The organism is Rhizobium sp. L1K21, from assembly GCF_024055895.1.
In the GTDB taxonomy this organism is placed as follows: Bacteria; Pseudomonadota; Alphaproteobacteria; order Rhizobiales; family Rhizobiaceae; genus Ensifer_A.
In genome coordinates this window covers 14,800-28,336 of record NZ_JAMXLE010000011.1, presented here as the reverse complement: position 1 = coordinate 28,336, position 13,537 = coordinate 14,800, and the positions used below count along the sequence as shown (strand labels likewise).

The following is a 13,537-nucleotide window of genomic DNA, read 5'->3' as shown; positions in this document are numbered from 1 at the left end:
CTGTCAAAGACTTTCGCCCGCCTCATTGGCTTGAGGTCCGGGAGCCATCGCCCCGTAATAATAAAGTTCGGCAATGCCCCAGACTGCGAAGGCAGCGACGAGCGACACAACGAGCACGATCAGCACGCGCCGCGATGTCCCGCCTTGTCGCGCTTTCTTGGGTGGAATTTCACGGACCATCGATTTCACCTTTGAGAGAATACAATTCAACGGACCAGCTTGTCTGGCCGGTTTCTTCAGCTTCAACCGCGCCTGTTGCTGTTTGTTCCAAATCGAACGCGCTCGTATGGCGCCTCCATTGATCATGGAACCATTAGGCCCCGAAGTTGTTAGCCCCATGAGCCGGCAGTCTGGCCGGTTGAAAATTTGCAAACAAACTTGGGAGCGAATAATGAAAATCATTGGTCCAGCCACTATCGTACTGCTTGCCGGTCTGGCCGGTTGCTCACAGACAGAACGCGGTGCAGCCATCGGCGGTGCTTCAGGCGCGGCAGTTGGCGGCATCGTTAGCGGCAACGTTCAAGGTGCTGCAGTGGGTGGCGCTGTCGGCGCTGTAGCAGGTGCGCTTATCGGTCAGGCAAACGAACCGGGACAGTGCTATTACCGCGACCGTTACGGTGATCGCTACGTAGCCGATTGCCCGTAATCATCCGGAAATGAATCCAATATGAGGATGGCCAGGACCAAAATCGGTTCTGGCCATCCTTTTCTTTCCCCTCCATTTGTCGTCATGACGTCGATCTCCTGACGCCCCGGTGGAACATCATGGACGGCTACCCGTTTGACAGAGGAATGAAGGAGGCATGATATGAACTACAAAGCAGGATTTGCTCTTTTCACTTTTTCTTTGCTGGTTCCCACCCTCGCCAACGCACAGTCGCCATGTGGGCAAAGCGAAGCCATCGAGCCGGGCGAGAGCATTGAAGAACTTTCAGACCGCTGTAACGTATCCATCCCTGCTTTGCTGGAAGCCAACGATGCCGAAAGCGAGACGGAGCTACGCGCGCACCATCGGCTGAGCCTGCCAGCCGCATCCGATTCCAAAGACTGGCTGGCTGAAGCTCGTAGGGCTGTCGAGGATGCGGGAAAGCGCATTGGTGAAGCCGCGTCTGAAGCGGGAAGCTCCGCCTCGGATTATCTCGCAGAAAACCCGGACCTGAATGAGGATTTTATCAGGCTTGGCGAAAACTTGGGCCTTCCGGGATTTGAGACCGGTCCAGCGAGAGGTGCTTGGCTGAAAGCCAGACTGGACCCGGATGACCGGTTGCATTTTCAGGCTGCCGGCTTGCCAGGCGATGCAGAGCTAGAGCTCGGATGGCTTGAAAATGAGCGGTTCCATCCTTTGGAAACCGTCCGGTCAAACGAACAGGGCCGTTTTATCTTCACGCTCGATGAGCCTGAGGCAATGCCCAGCGGTGAAGAGGTGACTTTCGTCGTTCGCACTGTGGACGATCGTCTGCGCTTGGCCTCGGATCCCATTCGCCAGCCTTGATGTGTATTTGTCCACGCGGCACGCCCTGAGAGCGCGTTGACAGCCATAAGCGATCTGTCAACGGCTCATGAAACGTCCCAATAGATTTGCGATCTTTCCGTAAGGTGGCATGGCCAAGACTGCAGGATTGAAAAACCTTACCTTTGCGATCCCGCGCGCATGCGAAAATCGCTTGAAACCGTCGTAGCCGTGGTAGGCTCCGATGCCGCTCGGGCCAACGCCGCCAAAGGGCAGCTCGGACTGAGCGATGTGAAGCAGGGTTCCGTTTATGGTAACATTTCCCGAAATCGTACCCTTCAGCACCTCGTCTTCTGCCGATCTGTCGTTGGTGAAAATGTAAAGCGCCAGCGGCCGCGGCCGCGCCTGAACGAAGGCGATTGCCTCTTGCAATGTGTCGTAGGGCACGAGTGGCAATATGGGTCCAAAGATTTCCTCTTCCATTAACCGGCAGTCGGGTGGTGGATCGATCACGAGAGTAGGTACCATATTGAAACCTGTTTCTGTGGTCGAAATAGCCGCCGCTATCACCTCCGTATTGCGCGTCTGCAATTCCGCAAGACCCTGTTTGAGCCGCTCAAAAGAGCGCTCACCGACCAGACTTGTATATTGCTGTGATGCTGTGTTCTGCGGGTAAAGCGCGTCGACCTGCTTTAAGAGGGCCTGCTTCAGGGCGTCCATCTTTTTGCGCTCAACCAGAACATAATCGGGCGCAATGCAAGTCTGACCGGCATTCATCAACTTTCCGAAGGCTATGTCTCTTGCCGCTTTCTCGACCGGGTAATCTGGAGCGACAATCGTCGGTGATTTGCCGCCCAATTCCAGGGTAAGCGGCGTGAGATTGGCTGCCGCCGCGGCCATGACCTTCTTTCCGACCGCTGTTGAACCGGTGAAGATAAGGTGATCGAAGGGCAGGGCGGAAAACATCTCGGCGATATCCACGCCACCCTCGATGACCGTTGCCTCTTCGGGTGGAAAATATTGCGCAATCAGCCGCGCCAGCAAAGCCGATGTTGCCGGCAGCAATTCGGATGGCTTGATCATCGCCCGGTTGCCCGCCGCCAGGACATCGATGAGCGGACCAAGCGCGAGGATGAGTGGATAGTTCCACGGCACCATGATGCCAACAACACCAAGAGGCTGATATTGCACCCAATTGGACATCTGCAAGAATTCGATGGAGCGGCCCCTCCGTGAAGGCCGCATCCACTTGCGCAGATGAGACTTCGCGTGGCGAAGTTCGCTCTTCAGAGGTGCTATTTCCAGAAGCTTTGTTTCATAATGCGAACGGTTTCCAAAATCCTCGGCGATCGCCTCGCACAATGTGTCGCTCTGCTCATCGAGCAATTTTCCAATACGCGACAGCCGCTCCATTCGCACCTCATAGGGAGGGTAAATGTCTTCCTGGAACGCTGCGCGCTGGCGCGCCAAAATCTGCTCAGCCGTATCGGCTTGTCTATCCATGCCTTTTCTCCCAAAAAGCGTGAGGCCAGGGTTGCTGGACTTCAGTCATGTTGTCCCCAACGGTGTTGTCTTTCAACATAAGATAGATCATTTTTTAAATCTGACAATGTGTCAGATAAAGCTGAAATCACATATCCCATAAAACAGCGTATTTTGACTTGCGCTTGATCGCTTTTGACTCGAGCATCGGCGTCAAGATGGCGGAATTCGAACGCTCGTTCGCATCTGCTAAAGAGAAGCATAGGAAGGAACGAAACAGTGCAATTTCAGCCAATTCAGGACGAAGAGTGGCCCTCCGAAGACGCGGCGTTCAATCAGGAATTCATGCATAAACTGAACATTTATCGCACGATGGCCCACCATCCAGCACTGATGGCCGCCTGGGCGCCACTGCGAGAGCATGTTGTCAAAGATACTGTCTTGGGGCAGCAATTTTCAGAAGTCGTCATTCTGCGAACCGGAACCAGGTTGAAGTCGGATTATGAGTGGTCTCATCATGTGGTTCGCGCACGTGCCTGTGGCATGTCGGACAGACGGATTTTATCCATTGCTGGCAGCCTCGACACCATGGCAGAAGATGATAGGGTTCTCTCCCGCGCCGTCGACGAACTGACTGAAAACCATCAGATGAGCGAGGCAAGCATTCAAGCTGTGGTGGGTCTGGTCGGCAAAGAGGGCTTGTTCGATCTGATTGCAACCGTCGGCTTCTACACGACACTCGGTTTTATCGTAAAAAGCTTCGCAACACCCATTGACGACGATATTGCCAGCGCGTTGAAACAGCGTCCGCTTGCAGCGGATGCGGCTGATGTTTCATCTTGAGAACGCAATGTTGCTTTCTTTCAGGCATAGCGCTAACCAACAGGCGGTCTTCTCATGCGGCGCTGACGCCTTTTGAAATCGCGAATGGAGTTCCTATGAAGTGCATATTTGTCCAGGTCCGCTGCAGCGTTGGAAAAACCTATGATGTTGCCGACACGCTTTATGAAAAGGAAGTCGCATCGGAAATCTATTCCACAAGCGGCGACTATGATTTGCTGGCAAAGTTCTATGTGCCGCAAGACATGGATATCGGGCGCTACGTCAGCGATGTCTTTGGCGATATTCCAGGCATTGAACGGACGCTGACCACAATCACGTTCCACGCCTTTTAATATCTAGCCCGGCAGGTCGATAGTGTTTCCAGCCGCTACGTCACGCGGGATCGGGTTTGGTATCTGGCATCGCGCCAAAGTTCATCAGTTATGATTTTCTCGAGAATTTCTGCGGCGCGGGCCACCTCCTCTTCGTCGAGATAGAGCGGTGTGAACCCGAAGCGCATGATGTCGGGAGAACGGAAATCGCCGATAACGCCGTGATCGATCAAAGCTTGCATCGCCGCATAGCCATGGTCAAAGGAAAAGGAGACCTGTGAGCCGCGTTCGTCTGGATTGCGGGGAGACGCAAGTTTCAAGGCTGGGCAGCGGCTTTCGACTTCCTGAATGAATCGTTCGCAGAGCGCAACAGAGGCCGAACGGATATCGGCCATTTCGACACCCTCCCAAGCATCGAGTGCAGCATCCAGAATGGAAAGCTGTACAATGGGCGGCGTCCCCACACGCAAACGCTCTGTTGACATGGACGGACGATAACCAAGTTCCATCGCAAAGGGTGCATCATGGCCCATCCAGCCCGCAAGTGCTGGCTCAATCGCTTCGACGATATCAGGACGCGCATAGATGAAGGCGGGCGCGCCGGGGCCGCCGTTGAGATATTTATAGGTGCAGCCGACCGCAAATTCGGCCTTCGATGCTGCCAGATCAACGGGGACTGCACCGGCGCTATGTGCAAGATCCCAGATCATGACGGCGCCTGCGTCGTGCGCACGTTTTGTGATTGCATTCATGTCATGCATACGCGCGCTGCGGAAATCCACCTGCGTGAGCATGACGGCGGCAAGGTCTCCCGATATCGCTTGCGAAATCTCTTCGGGCTTCACAACCCGTAGTTCGTAGTCGCGGTCAATCGTTCTGATTAGCCCCTGCGCCATATAGAGATCAGTTGGGAAATTTCCGCTGTCCGAGAGGATCACCTTGCGATCCGGACGCATCTTCAAGGCTGCCGCAAGGGCCTGGTAAACCTTGATCGACAGGGTATCGCCGGTGGCCACCGAGCCTTCCGGCGCACCGATCAGCTTGCCGATCCGGTCGCCGACACGCTTGGGCAGAGAAATCCAGTCGGCTGAATTCCAGGCGCGGATCAGTTCGTTGCCCCATTCGGACTGGATGACATGGGCAGCGCGCTCTGCTGCGCCTTTGGGCAGTGGGCCAAGCGAATTGCCATCAAGATAGATAACGCCGGCTGGGATATCGAAGTGAGCTTTGCGGGGCAGGGTAGCAGTCATGATCAGAGTTCTCCACGCAAGTGCCAGAGTTCAGGGAAGAGTTCGACGCCGAGCATGCGGCGCAAGTATTCAACACCTGCAGTGCCGCCGGTGCCGCGCTTGAAGCCGATGACACGCTCGACCGTGGTTACATGGTTGAACCGCCACCTGCGGAAATAGTCTTCCAGATCGACAAGCTTCTCGGCCAGTTCATAAAGCGTCCAGTATGTTTCGATATTCTCGTACACAAGCTTCCATTTGGCCTGAATTTCCGGCTTGGCAGAGTGAGGCGTGCGCAGTTGCGGTTCTGGAACTGCCGCACCGGGTCCATCAATGCTCGTAAACAGAAAATGGACGACGTCGTCATAAAAGCTCGGACGATCCAGCTCTTCGCTGAGCATCCGATGAATGTCAGGCCGGTGCTCGTGTGGCTTCAGGAGGTTGGGGTTGCGATTGCCCAACACATATTCGATCATCCGGTACTGGTAAGACTGAAAGCCGGAGGAGGGGCCAAGTGCTTCGCGAAACCGTGTGTAATCCGCTGGTGTCATGGTGCGCAGCACATCCCAGGCGCTGTTTAGCTGTTCGAAAATCCGGCTCACGCGAGCGAGCATCTTGAACATTGGCGCGATCTCACCGCGTTTCAGTGCAGTGCGCGCGGCCTTCAGCTCGTGAATGGCCAGTTTCATCCACAATTCGCTGGTCTGATGCTGAATGATGAAGAGCATTTCATCATGTGTCTCCGTCTTGGGGTGCTGAACGGAGAGCAAACCTTCAAGACCCAGATAGTCGCCGTAGGACATGGCGTCGGAGAAATTCATCCGGGCACCTTCGGAACCGGGATCATAGGCTTCAGAACTCATTTCACACCTTCTGTTTCGTCTTCCAGAGCATGGGTCAGATAATCGATACGCCGGATGATACCTTCGATATCATCGGCGTTCAGGCGGCCGAGAATGTCGTTGATCCAGGCTTCATGGTGGGCGGCGATATCGGCAAAAACTGATAGGCCTTTGCCAGTCAGCCGGATTTTCTGCGCACGACGGTCCCCCGGAACGGCAAAGCGCATGACCAGCTCATCTTCAGCCAGCTTGTCGATAATGCCGGTAATATTGCCGTTCGACACACGAAGCAGAGTTGAAATCTCGCTCATCATCATACCTTCCGGGCGTTCGGCGAGCGCTGACATGACGTCGAACCGGGGCAGGGTGGAGTTGCATTCAGCCCGCAAGCGGCGGCGAAGCTCTTCCTTGATGAGCCCGCTGGCTTTCAACAGCTTCTGCCAGAGATGAAGACGCTCTTTGGAAAGCGCTTCGCTGCCTTCTCCGTCTGCCTGTTTGGGATTCATATTTGCCTCCGCCACGCTATCACGCGAGCCGCAATTCATAATCGCTCCCATTATATATTTCAAGCTTGAATATTTTGAGCTTTATATTTAAATGCCTAAACAACCTATCGCGGATTGGGGGGCGGTTTTGGAAAGCAGCAAGGTGATCGATTGGGAAGACGCATTTTCCAATGGCGCATATATCGACGAGGCCGTGCGCTATCCCGCGCGCTGGGATGACGAGGCATCAGACTTTCGCACTGCTGCGCAAGGCCAAACCGATATAGCCTATGGCGAACATGAGCGTGAGCGTCTCGACCTGTTCATGCCAACCGGCACACCCAAAGGCCTCGCGGTTTTCGTCCATGGAGGGTACTGGTTGGATTTCGACAAATCGAGTTGGTCGGCATTTGCCGCGGGGCCTTTATCGGCGGGCTTTGCAGTGGCCATGCCAAGTTATACGCTGGCTCCGCATTATCGCATTTCTCAAATGACCAGACAGATTGGAAGAGCGATTACGGTGGCTGCCGCCATGGTAGATGGGCCAATCCGCTTGAGCGGCCATTCCGCCGGCGGACACCTGGTGACCCGCATGGTTTGCGATGACACACCGCTTGCGCCTGAGATTACAGGGCGCATTGACCGGATCGTTTCCATCAGCGGCTTGCATGACCTTCGTCCTCTCTTATTCCATTCCATGAATGAAAAATTGAGGCTGGATGAAGAAGAGGCGGTCGTTGAAAGCGCTGTATTGCACGACCCGCTACCCGGTGTTCAACTCATGGCTTGGGTTGGTGCAAATGAGCGTCCGGAATTTTTGCGCCAGTCCGCGCTGATCCGCGAAGCTTGGGGCAGAAAAGGCATCTACGCCAAGCTCGTGGCCGAGCCTCAGCGTCACCATTTCGATGTTATCGAAGGTTTGAAGAGTGCCGATCATCCGCTCACACAGGCGTTTGTCGCCTGACATTGGAATCCTCAGAGGCTACGGGCGATGACGAGGCGCTGCACTTCGCTGGTTCCTTCATAGATTTGGCAGATTCGCACGTCGCGATAGATGCGCTCGACCGGGTAATCGGACAGATAACCATAGCCGCCGTGAATCTGAATGGCGTCGGAACAAACCTTTTCCGCCATTTCAGATGCAAAAAGCTTGGCCATGGACGCCTCGGTCAAGCAAGGCTGGCCTGCATCTTTTAGAGCTGCGGCATGAAGCACCATATGGCGCGCTGCCTCAATCTGCATGGCCATGTCGGCGAGTTTGAAGGCAACAGCCTGCTGCTCGAAAATCGGTTTGCCGAATGCCTGGCGTTCATGGGCGTAGGTCCGGGCGGCTTCGAATGCTGCACGCGCCATGCCAACGGCCTGCGCAGCAATTCCAATTCGCCCGCCTTCCAGATTTGCGAGCGCAATCTTGTAGCCTTCGCCTTCTTCGCCAAGCCTATTTTCAGCTGGAATCCGCATGCCGTCGAAGGCAAGTGCGCAGGTGTCCGATGAATGCAAACCAAGCTTCTTTTCCACCGTCACCACCTTGTAACCGGGTGTGTCTGTAGGAACGATGAAGGCAGAAATGCCCTTCTTGCCGGCATCGGGATCGGTCACGGCAAAGAGGATGATCACGTTCCCGTTTCTGCCGGATGTGATGAACTGTTTCGTGCCGTCGATCACGTAATGGTCGCCATCACGGCGCGCGCGTGTCTTGATGGCGGATGCATCCGAACCTGCCTGCGGTTCGGTCAGAGCGAAGCCGCCGATCCACTCGCCGCTTGCGAGTTTCGGAAGAAAGCGTTTTTTCTGCTCCTCTGTACCAAAGCGCAATATTGGCACACAGCCCACGGAACTGTGCACCGAAAGGATCGTCGAACAAGCCCCGTCACCGGCGGCGATTTCCTCCAGTGCGAGCGCATAGGAAACAGTGCCGAGCTCGGAGCCGCCATAGGCCTCCGGCACCAGCATGCCGAGGAAGCCCAGTTCGCCCATCTCGGTTAGTTCGTCGCGAGGGAAAATCGATTCCTCGTCGCGTTTGGCGGCCCCAGGTGCCAGCCGTTCCTGGGCAAAGCTGCGGGCCGCTTCACGGATCTGTTCTTGTGTTTCGTCCAGGATCATCAGGCAATCCTCTCAATTGCAATGGCGGTCGCCTCACCACCGCCGATGCAGACCGAGGCGACTCCGCGGGCAAGATTGTGATGCTGCAATGCGGCCAGCAGCGTGACCATGATACGGGCGCCGGATGCGCCGATTGGGTGGCCGAGCGCACAGGCTCCACCATGGATGTTCACCTTGTCATGCGGCAGGTCGAGGTCGCGCATGGCTGCCATGGCAACAACGGCAAAAGCCTCGTTGATTTCAAAAAGATCGACATCGGCAAGGTTCCAGCCTGTCTTGTCCGCCAGTTTGCGCATGGCATGAATGGGTGCTGTTGGGAAGAGGTTCGGTTCGTGCGCGTGGCTGGCATGACCCACAATGGTGGCAAGCGGGGTGAGACGACGCCGTTCTGCCTCCGAGCGCCGCATCATGACCAGCGCCGCCGCGCCATCGGAAATCGAGGAGGAATTCGCAGCCGTCACCGTTCCACCATCACGGAATGCAGGTTTCAGCGTGGGGATTTTGTCGACTTGGGCTTTGCCGGGTTGCTCGTCGATGGAAACCTCGACACTGCCCTTGCGTCCTTTTACAGTGACAGGCGTGATTTCTGCGGCGAAACTGCCACTCGAAATTGCGTTCTGGGCACGTGTCAGTGATGAGATCGCGTAATCGTCCTGCTCTTTGCGGGTGAACTGATAAGACTGGGCGCAATCTTCGGCAAAGGTGCCCATCAGACGGCCCTTGTCATAGGCATCTTCAAGGCCATCCAGAAACATATGGTCGATGACCTGTCCGTGACCCATCCGATAACCGCCACGCGCCCTGGGCAGAAGGTAGGGCGCGTTGGTCATGCTCTCCATACCGCCTGCAACAACAATCCGGCTTGAACCCGCCATGATCGCGTCGTGCGCCATCATGGCAGCCTTCATGCCAGAACCGCACATCTTGTTGACTGTGGTCGCGCAAGTGCCGAGTGGCAGTCCCGCGCCAAGGGCTGCCTGCCGGGCAGGCGCCTGCCCCTGGCCTGCTGGAAGAACACAGCCAAAAACCACTTCTTCCACCTGATCGGCGGCAACATCGGCACGCTGCAAGGCTGCGGCAATGGCGGCAGCGCCGAGTTCGCGGGCGCTCGCTCCGGAAAGGTCGCCCTGAAAACCGCCCATGGGCGTGCGCGCCATGCCGGCAATAACGATGGGATCGGACTGGTTCATCGGTTTCTCCTGCTAGCTCTCAACGTGGTGCCATACGGATTGCACCGTCAAGGCGAATGGTTTCGCCATTCAGCATCTGATTTTCGACAATATGGCGGACAAGCGCGGCATATTCTTCACCACGCCCGAGCCGAGACGGGAAGGGAACAGAAGCGGCAAGCGAGTCTTGAACCTCCTGTGGCATCCCGAAAAGCATGGGCGTTCCGAAAATGCCTGGCGCTATGGAAATGACCCGGATGCCGTGGCGGGCCAACTCGCGCGCAGCGGGCAGGGTCATGGCGGCAACGCCACCTTTTGAGGCGGAATAGGCAGCCTGACCAATCTGTCCGTCGAAAGCAGCGACCGAAGCCGTGTTGATGATCACGCCGCGCTCGCCGCTTTCACCTGCCTGGTTCGATGCCATGGCCTCGGCAGCAAGCCGGAGCATATTGAACGTGCCGATCAGGTTGATGGAGATGGCACGGGTAAAACTCTCCAGCTGGTGCGGGCCTTCCCGTCCAACGATCTTTTCACCCGGCGCGACGCCCGCGCAATTGACCAGAACGTCGATGCGGCCAAAGGCGGAAAGCGCGTCGGCGATCGCGGCCTTCCCATCCTCTTCTTTCGTCACATCAGTCTTTAAAAAGCGAGCGGACGGGCCAAGCTTGGCCGCTGCGGCCTGGCCGGCATCCTGATTGATATCGAGCATCATGGCCTTTCCGCCGACCGCAACAACCATTTCGGCAACGGCAGCACCCAGGCCGGAGCTGGCACCGGTGATCAGGAACACACTGTCTTTAATTTGCATATTCAGTCTTTCTTTTTGCATGTGTCTCACACGCGTGCTTGCCACGGGCGTGCCGCCGCGGACGTATTCCCGGAAAATGGCGTTGCAGTTCTCCTGCGATGCGCACTCCTTTCCCATCACGATCTGCGCGAAGGGTTCTCCCCGAAATGCTCCGGGATGATAACGCGGACAAACTTGCAAACAATGACAAAGAAAAGCACAATTGATGATCGATAATGTTAATTTTGGGGATCGCCTTGAAGAGCGGCATGATCGCGCCCGGTTTTGTTGAAGATGCGCTTGAAAGTTTACGCCGGAGCGGGATTGATCCCACGCCGGTGCTTAATTCCGTCAATATCGAGGCCGATCCTCTCGGTCCGGTAACCAGCCTCCAATATGGCCAGCTTTGGCTGGCAATTGCCACGCTTTCGGGGGACGAGTTTTTTGGACTTGCCGCCCATCCCATGCGTCCCGGCGCGTTTCGTTCGCTTTGTTATACGGTTGTTCATGCAGGCACGATGGAGCGCGCGTTGCGCCGCGCACTGATCTTTTTGAACATTGTTCTGGATGACCCGAGCGGTGAATTCCGGCAGGTCGGCGGCCAGACGGAAATCATTCTGACGGATCTGGGAGAGCCGCGGTCGGCATTTGCCTACCGCACTTATTGGCTCATCCTGTTGGGTGTCCTCAGCTGGCTTGTGGGACGCCGTATTCACCTGAGCCGCGTTGATTTTTCCTGCCCAGCTCCGACAAACAGACAGGAATACCATCAGTTTTTCGGGGCGCCAGTTCATTTCGATCAGCCCACGAGCCGGATTACCTTTCGTGCCAGCTATCTCAAACTCCCGCTCATTCGAGACGAGAAGGCGCTCAAGCATTTTCTCCGCGGCGCACCCGCCAATATCCTGCTGCGTTACAGCCATGATCAGGGCTATACGGCAGGCGTGCGTCATCGCCTGCTTTCCACGCAGCCAGACAGCTGGCCGACGTTCGAAACGGTAGCCGCCGGCATGAATATCTCGCCCGCAACACTACGGCGACGGCTTAAAAGCGAAGGGCAAAGCTTTGCGGCCATCCGAGATGATATTCGGATGACCGAGGCGCAGCGGCTTCTGCGACAAAGTCATGAGAGCGTTGCCAGAATTGCTTCACTGCTTGGATATACCGAGCCGAGCGCTTTCCACAGAGCGTTTCAGAAATGGTCTGGAATGACACCGCTCACTTTCAGGCGGCAGGAACGCTTGTCCGGCGTGGCAAGGCCCAGCGAAGACTAACGTTGCTTGTTGAGGTGGCGGGAAATATCGGCTTGAGCACCTGCACAGGTCTGCATGGCGGAATACCGCCCTTGAAAAATCTCTGCTTTTGATGACGGTAATGTCCATGCCGCCACGGATGGAGACTATTCGACATGCCGATAAACGATGACGCCACACAGATTTCAGCTGCTATCGCCGGCCGTGAACTTAGTTGCGAAGAGGTGATGAAAGATCATCTTGCCAGGATCGAGCGTTTCAATCCGCAATACAACGCCATCATTTCTCTTAGAGACGGCGAGGAGCTGATGACCGAGGCGCGTGCCGCTGACGCTGCGCTGGGGCGAGGGGAGTATCGGGGTTGGCTCCATGGCTTGCCTTTCGCGGTCAAGGATCTTGCCGAAACGGCGGGCTTGCGAACCACCTATGGCTCTCCCTTGTTTGCCGATCACGTGCCGACAGAGGACTGTCTCATGGTGCAACGCCTCCGCGCATCGGGCGCGATTATTATCGGCAAGACCAATACACCGGAATTCGGGTTGGGTTCTCACACTTACAATGCGGTCTCTGGAACGACCAGCAATGCCTACGATCCTGCGCTGAGCGCGGGTGGCTCTTCAGGCGGTGCAGCGACAGCCCTTGCGCTCAGGCTGGTCCCTGTTGCTGATGGCAGCGACATGATGGGGAGCCTGCGCAATCCGGCAGGGTGGAACAATATCTGGGGTTTCCGCCCGTCTTTTGGTCGCGTGCCGGATGCTCCGCGCGATGACCTGTTCTTGCATCAATTGGCGACCGAGGGACCGATGGCCCGCTCGGTTCGCGATCTTGCGCACCTGCTCGACATTCTTGCAGGCCCTTCCGACAGTTTCCCCCTGTCGTTACCGCTCGAATTCGAGAGCTTTGCCACCGGGCTGGACGTGGGCATATCCGGCCTTAGGGTGGGGTGGATTGGTGATTGGGCCGGTTATTATCCCATGGAGGCTGGCGTTCTCGATGTTGCAAAGCGTGGGCTTGAAGCCCTTTCTGAGCAAGATGCCATTGTCGAGAATCTCGAGCCCGATTTTGATCCTGAAAAACTATGGCGTTCATGGCTGGTGTTGCGCCAATGGGCCATTTCAATGGGCCAAGCCAGTAACTACGTCGATCCATCCAAGCGCAGGCAACTGAAACCGGAGCTGCAGTGGGAAATCGAACAGGGCCTGCAACTCAGTGCGGCGGATGTGCATTCAGCAAGTGTGACAAGAAGCAATTGGGTGCGCTGGCTCAACAATGCATTTCAACGGTTTGACATTTTGGCACTGCCAACAGCGCAAGTGTTTGCGTTCGACAAGAACATAGACTGGCCAGGTCAGGTGGGCGGACAGCAGATGGATACCTATCACAGATGGATGGAAATCGTGGTTCCCGGCAGCCTTTCAGGCCATCCTGTCGTCGCAGCACCTGCTGGTTTCGATGCGAAGGGACGCAGCATGGGCGTGCAGTTGATCGGCCCTGCCCGAGCAGACCGACGTCTGCTGCAGATTGCTCGCATGTATGAAGAGGCCGCGCCCTGGATTTCCACGCTGCCGGGTTGCCTTGTTTAG

General features: G+C 56.3%; 15 protein-coding genes. 7 read left to right on the top strand and 8 right to left on the bottom strand.

All coding sequences use genetic code 11. The annotated features are described in order from the left end of the window. Nucleotides 1–3: 3 nt before the first annotated feature. Nucleotides 4–180: a hypothetical protein gene (locus NHF56_RS20375; RefSeq protein WP_252808071.1), complete on the bottom strand. Its 177-nt coding sequence runs from the start codon at nucleotides 178–180 to the stop codon at nucleotides 4–6. A gap of 211 nt (nucleotides 181–391) precedes the next feature. Here NHF56_RS20375 and NHF56_RS20370 point away from each other — a divergent pair, with 211 nt between their 5' ends. Together NHF56_RS20370 and NHF56_RS20365 are read left to right on the top strand one after the other, a co-directional pair. Continuing rightward, nucleotides 392–646 (top strand): YMGG-like glycine zipper-containing protein, encoded by a 255-nt coding sequence (locus tag NHF56_RS20370; protein ID WP_252808067.1) that lies wholly within the window; start codon nucleotides 392–394, stop codon nucleotides 644–646. Between the two features lie 162 nt (nucleotides 647–808). Continuing rightward, on the top strand, nucleotides 809–1,492 hold the full coding sequence (locus tag NHF56_RS20365; protein ID WP_252808065.1) for a hypothetical protein: 684 nt from the start codon (nucleotides 809–811) through the stop codon (nucleotides 1,490–1,492). A gap of 57 nt (nucleotides 1,493–1,549) precedes the next feature. Here NHF56_RS20365 and NHF56_RS20360 read toward each other — a convergent pair whose 3' ends face one another. After that, nucleotides 1,550–2,953 (bottom strand): coniferyl aldehyde dehydrogenase, encoded by a 1,404-nt coding sequence (locus NHF56_RS20360; protein WP_252808063.1) that lies wholly within the window; start codon nucleotides 2,951–2,953, stop codon nucleotides 1,550–1,552. A 258-nt stretch (nucleotides 2,954–3,211) separates the two neighbouring features. Here NHF56_RS20360 and NHF56_RS20355 point away from each other — a divergent pair, with 258 nt between their 5' ends. Further along, complete coding sequence (locus tag NHF56_RS20355) at nucleotides 3,212–3,775, top strand: carboxymuconolactone decarboxylase family protein (RefSeq protein ID WP_252808061.1); 564 nt, start codon at nucleotides 3,212–3,214, stop codon at nucleotides 3,773–3,775. A 95-nt stretch (nucleotides 3,776–3,870) separates the two neighbouring features. Continuing rightward, on the top strand, nucleotides 3,871–4,107 hold the full coding sequence (locus NHF56_RS20350; protein ID WP_252808059.1) for an Lrp/AsnC ligand binding domain-containing protein: 237 nt from the start codon (nucleotides 3,871–3,873) through the stop codon (nucleotides 4,105–4,107). 35 nt (nucleotides 4,108–4,142) lie between these two features. Here NHF56_RS20350 and kynU read toward each other — a convergent pair whose 3' ends face one another. From kynU to NHF56_RS20335, 3 genes are read right to left on the bottom strand one after another with little or no spacing between them, the layout of a single operon-like run. Beyond that, a complete protein-coding gene (gene kynU / locus NHF56_RS20345) occupies nucleotides 4,143–5,336 on the bottom strand; it encodes a kynureninase (RefSeq protein WP_252808058.1) in 1,194 nt (397 codons plus the stop codon). A gap of 2 nt (nucleotides 5,337–5,338) precedes the next feature. Continuing rightward, entirely contained in the window at nucleotides 5,339–6,178 is an 840-nt protein-coding gene (locus tag NHF56_RS20340) for a tryptophan 2,3-dioxygenase (RefSeq protein ID WP_252808056.1), read from the bottom strand. After that, complete coding sequence (locus tag NHF56_RS20335; RefSeq protein WP_252808054.1) at nucleotides 6,175–6,663, bottom strand: MarR family winged helix-turn-helix transcriptional regulator; 489 nt, start codon at nucleotides 6,661–6,663, stop codon at nucleotides 6,175–6,177. Before NHF56_RS20335 ends, NHF56_RS20340 begins: the two co-directional genes overlap by 4 nt. A gap of 127 nt (nucleotides 6,664–6,790) precedes the next feature. Here NHF56_RS20335 and NHF56_RS20330 point away from each other — a divergent pair, with 127 nt between their 5' ends. Next, the gene (locus NHF56_RS20330) at nucleotides 6,791–7,606 is read left to right on the top strand and encodes an alpha/beta hydrolase (protein WP_252808051.1); all 816 of its coding nucleotides are present in this window, start codon (nucleotides 6,791–6,793) and stop codon (nucleotides 7,604–7,606) included. Nucleotides 7,607–7,617: 11 nt separating this feature from the next. Here NHF56_RS20330 and NHF56_RS20325 read toward each other — a convergent pair whose 3' ends face one another. From NHF56_RS20325 to NHF56_RS20315, 3 genes are read right to left on the bottom strand one after another with little or no spacing between them, the layout of a single operon-like run. Further along, complete coding sequence (locus NHF56_RS20325) at nucleotides 7,618–8,745, bottom strand: acyl-CoA dehydrogenase (RefSeq protein WP_252808049.1); 1,128 nt, start codon at nucleotides 8,743–8,745, stop codon at nucleotides 7,618–7,620. Next, nucleotides 8,745–9,935 (bottom strand): acetyl-CoA C-acyltransferase, encoded by a 1,191-nt coding sequence (locus NHF56_RS20320; protein ID WP_252808047.1) that lies wholly within the window; start codon nucleotides 9,933–9,935, stop codon nucleotides 8,745–8,747. The genes NHF56_RS20325 and NHF56_RS20320 overlap by 1 nt, the downstream gene beginning before the upstream one ends. 19 nt (nucleotides 9,936–9,954) lie before the next feature. Then, nucleotides 9,955–10,722 carry a 3-hydroxyacyl-CoA dehydrogenase gene (locus NHF56_RS20315; protein ID WP_252808046.1) on the bottom strand — a complete coding sequence of 256 codons (768 nt, stop codon included), beginning with the start codon at nucleotides 10,720–10,722 and terminating at the stop codon, nucleotides 9,955–9,957. 248 nt (nucleotides 10,723–10,970) lie between these two features. Here NHF56_RS20315 and NHF56_RS20310 point away from each other — a divergent pair, with 248 nt between their 5' ends. Further along, complete coding sequence (locus tag NHF56_RS20310) at nucleotides 10,971–11,975, top strand: AraC family transcriptional regulator (RefSeq protein WP_373456354.1); 1,005 nt, start codon at nucleotides 10,971–10,973, stop codon at nucleotides 11,973–11,975. Between the two features lie 134 nt (nucleotides 11,976–12,109). Beyond that, entirely contained in the window at nucleotides 12,110–13,537 is a 1,428-nt protein-coding gene (locus NHF56_RS20305) for an amidase (RefSeq protein ID WP_252808043.1), read from the top strand.

Bases quoted from the DNA above. Each gene is read 5' to 3' on its own strand.
- NHF56_RS20335 (WP_252808054.1), bottom strand. From the start codon at position 6,663: ATGAATCCCAAACAGGCAGACGGAGAAGGCAGCGAAGCGCTTTCCAAA.
- NHF56_RS20350 (WP_252808059.1), top strand. From the start codon at position 3,871: ATGAAGTGCATATTTGTCCAGGTCCGCTGCAGCGTTGGAAAAACCTAT.
- NHF56_RS20310 (WP_373456354.1), top strand. From the start codon at position 10,971: ATGATCGCGCCCGGTTTTGTTGAAGATGCGCTTGAAAGTTTACGCCGG.
- NHF56_RS20375 (WP_252808071.1), bottom strand. From the start codon at position 180: ATGGTCCGTGAAATTCCACCCAAGAAAGCGCGACAAGGCGGGACATCG.
- NHF56_RS20360 (WP_252808063.1), bottom strand. From the start codon at position 2,953: ATGGATAGACAAGCCGATACGGCTGAGCAGATTTTGGCGCGCCAGCGC.
- NHF56_RS20340 (WP_252808056.1), bottom strand. From the start codon at position 6,178: ATGAGTTCTGAAGCCTATGATCCCGGTTCCGAAGGTGCCCGGATGAAT.
- NHF56_RS20325 (WP_252808049.1), bottom strand. From the start codon at position 8,745: ATGATCCTGGACGAAACACAAGAACAGATCCGTGAAGCGGCCCGCAGC.
- NHF56_RS20320 (WP_252808047.1), bottom strand. From the start codon at position 9,935: ATGAACCAGTCCGATCCCATCGTTATTGCCGGCATGGCGCGCACGCCC.
- NHF56_RS20365 (WP_252808065.1), top strand. From the start codon at position 809: ATGAACTACAAAGCAGGATTTGCTCTTTTCACTTTTTCTTTGCTGGTT.
- NHF56_RS20370 (WP_252808067.1), top strand. From the start codon at position 392: ATGAAAATCATTGGTCCAGCCACTATCGTACTGCTTGCCGGTCTGGCC.
- NHF56_RS20305 (WP_252808043.1), top strand. From the start codon at position 12,110: ATGCCGATAAACGATGACGCCACACAGATTTCAGCTGCTATCGCCGGC.
- kynU (WP_252808058.1), bottom strand. From the start codon at position 5,336: ATGACTGCTACCCTGCCCCGCAAAGCTCACTTCGATATCCCAGCCGGC.
- NHF56_RS20315 (WP_252808046.1), bottom strand. From the start codon at position 10,722: ATGCAAATTAAAGACAGTGTGTTCCTGATCACCGGTGCCAGCTCCGGC.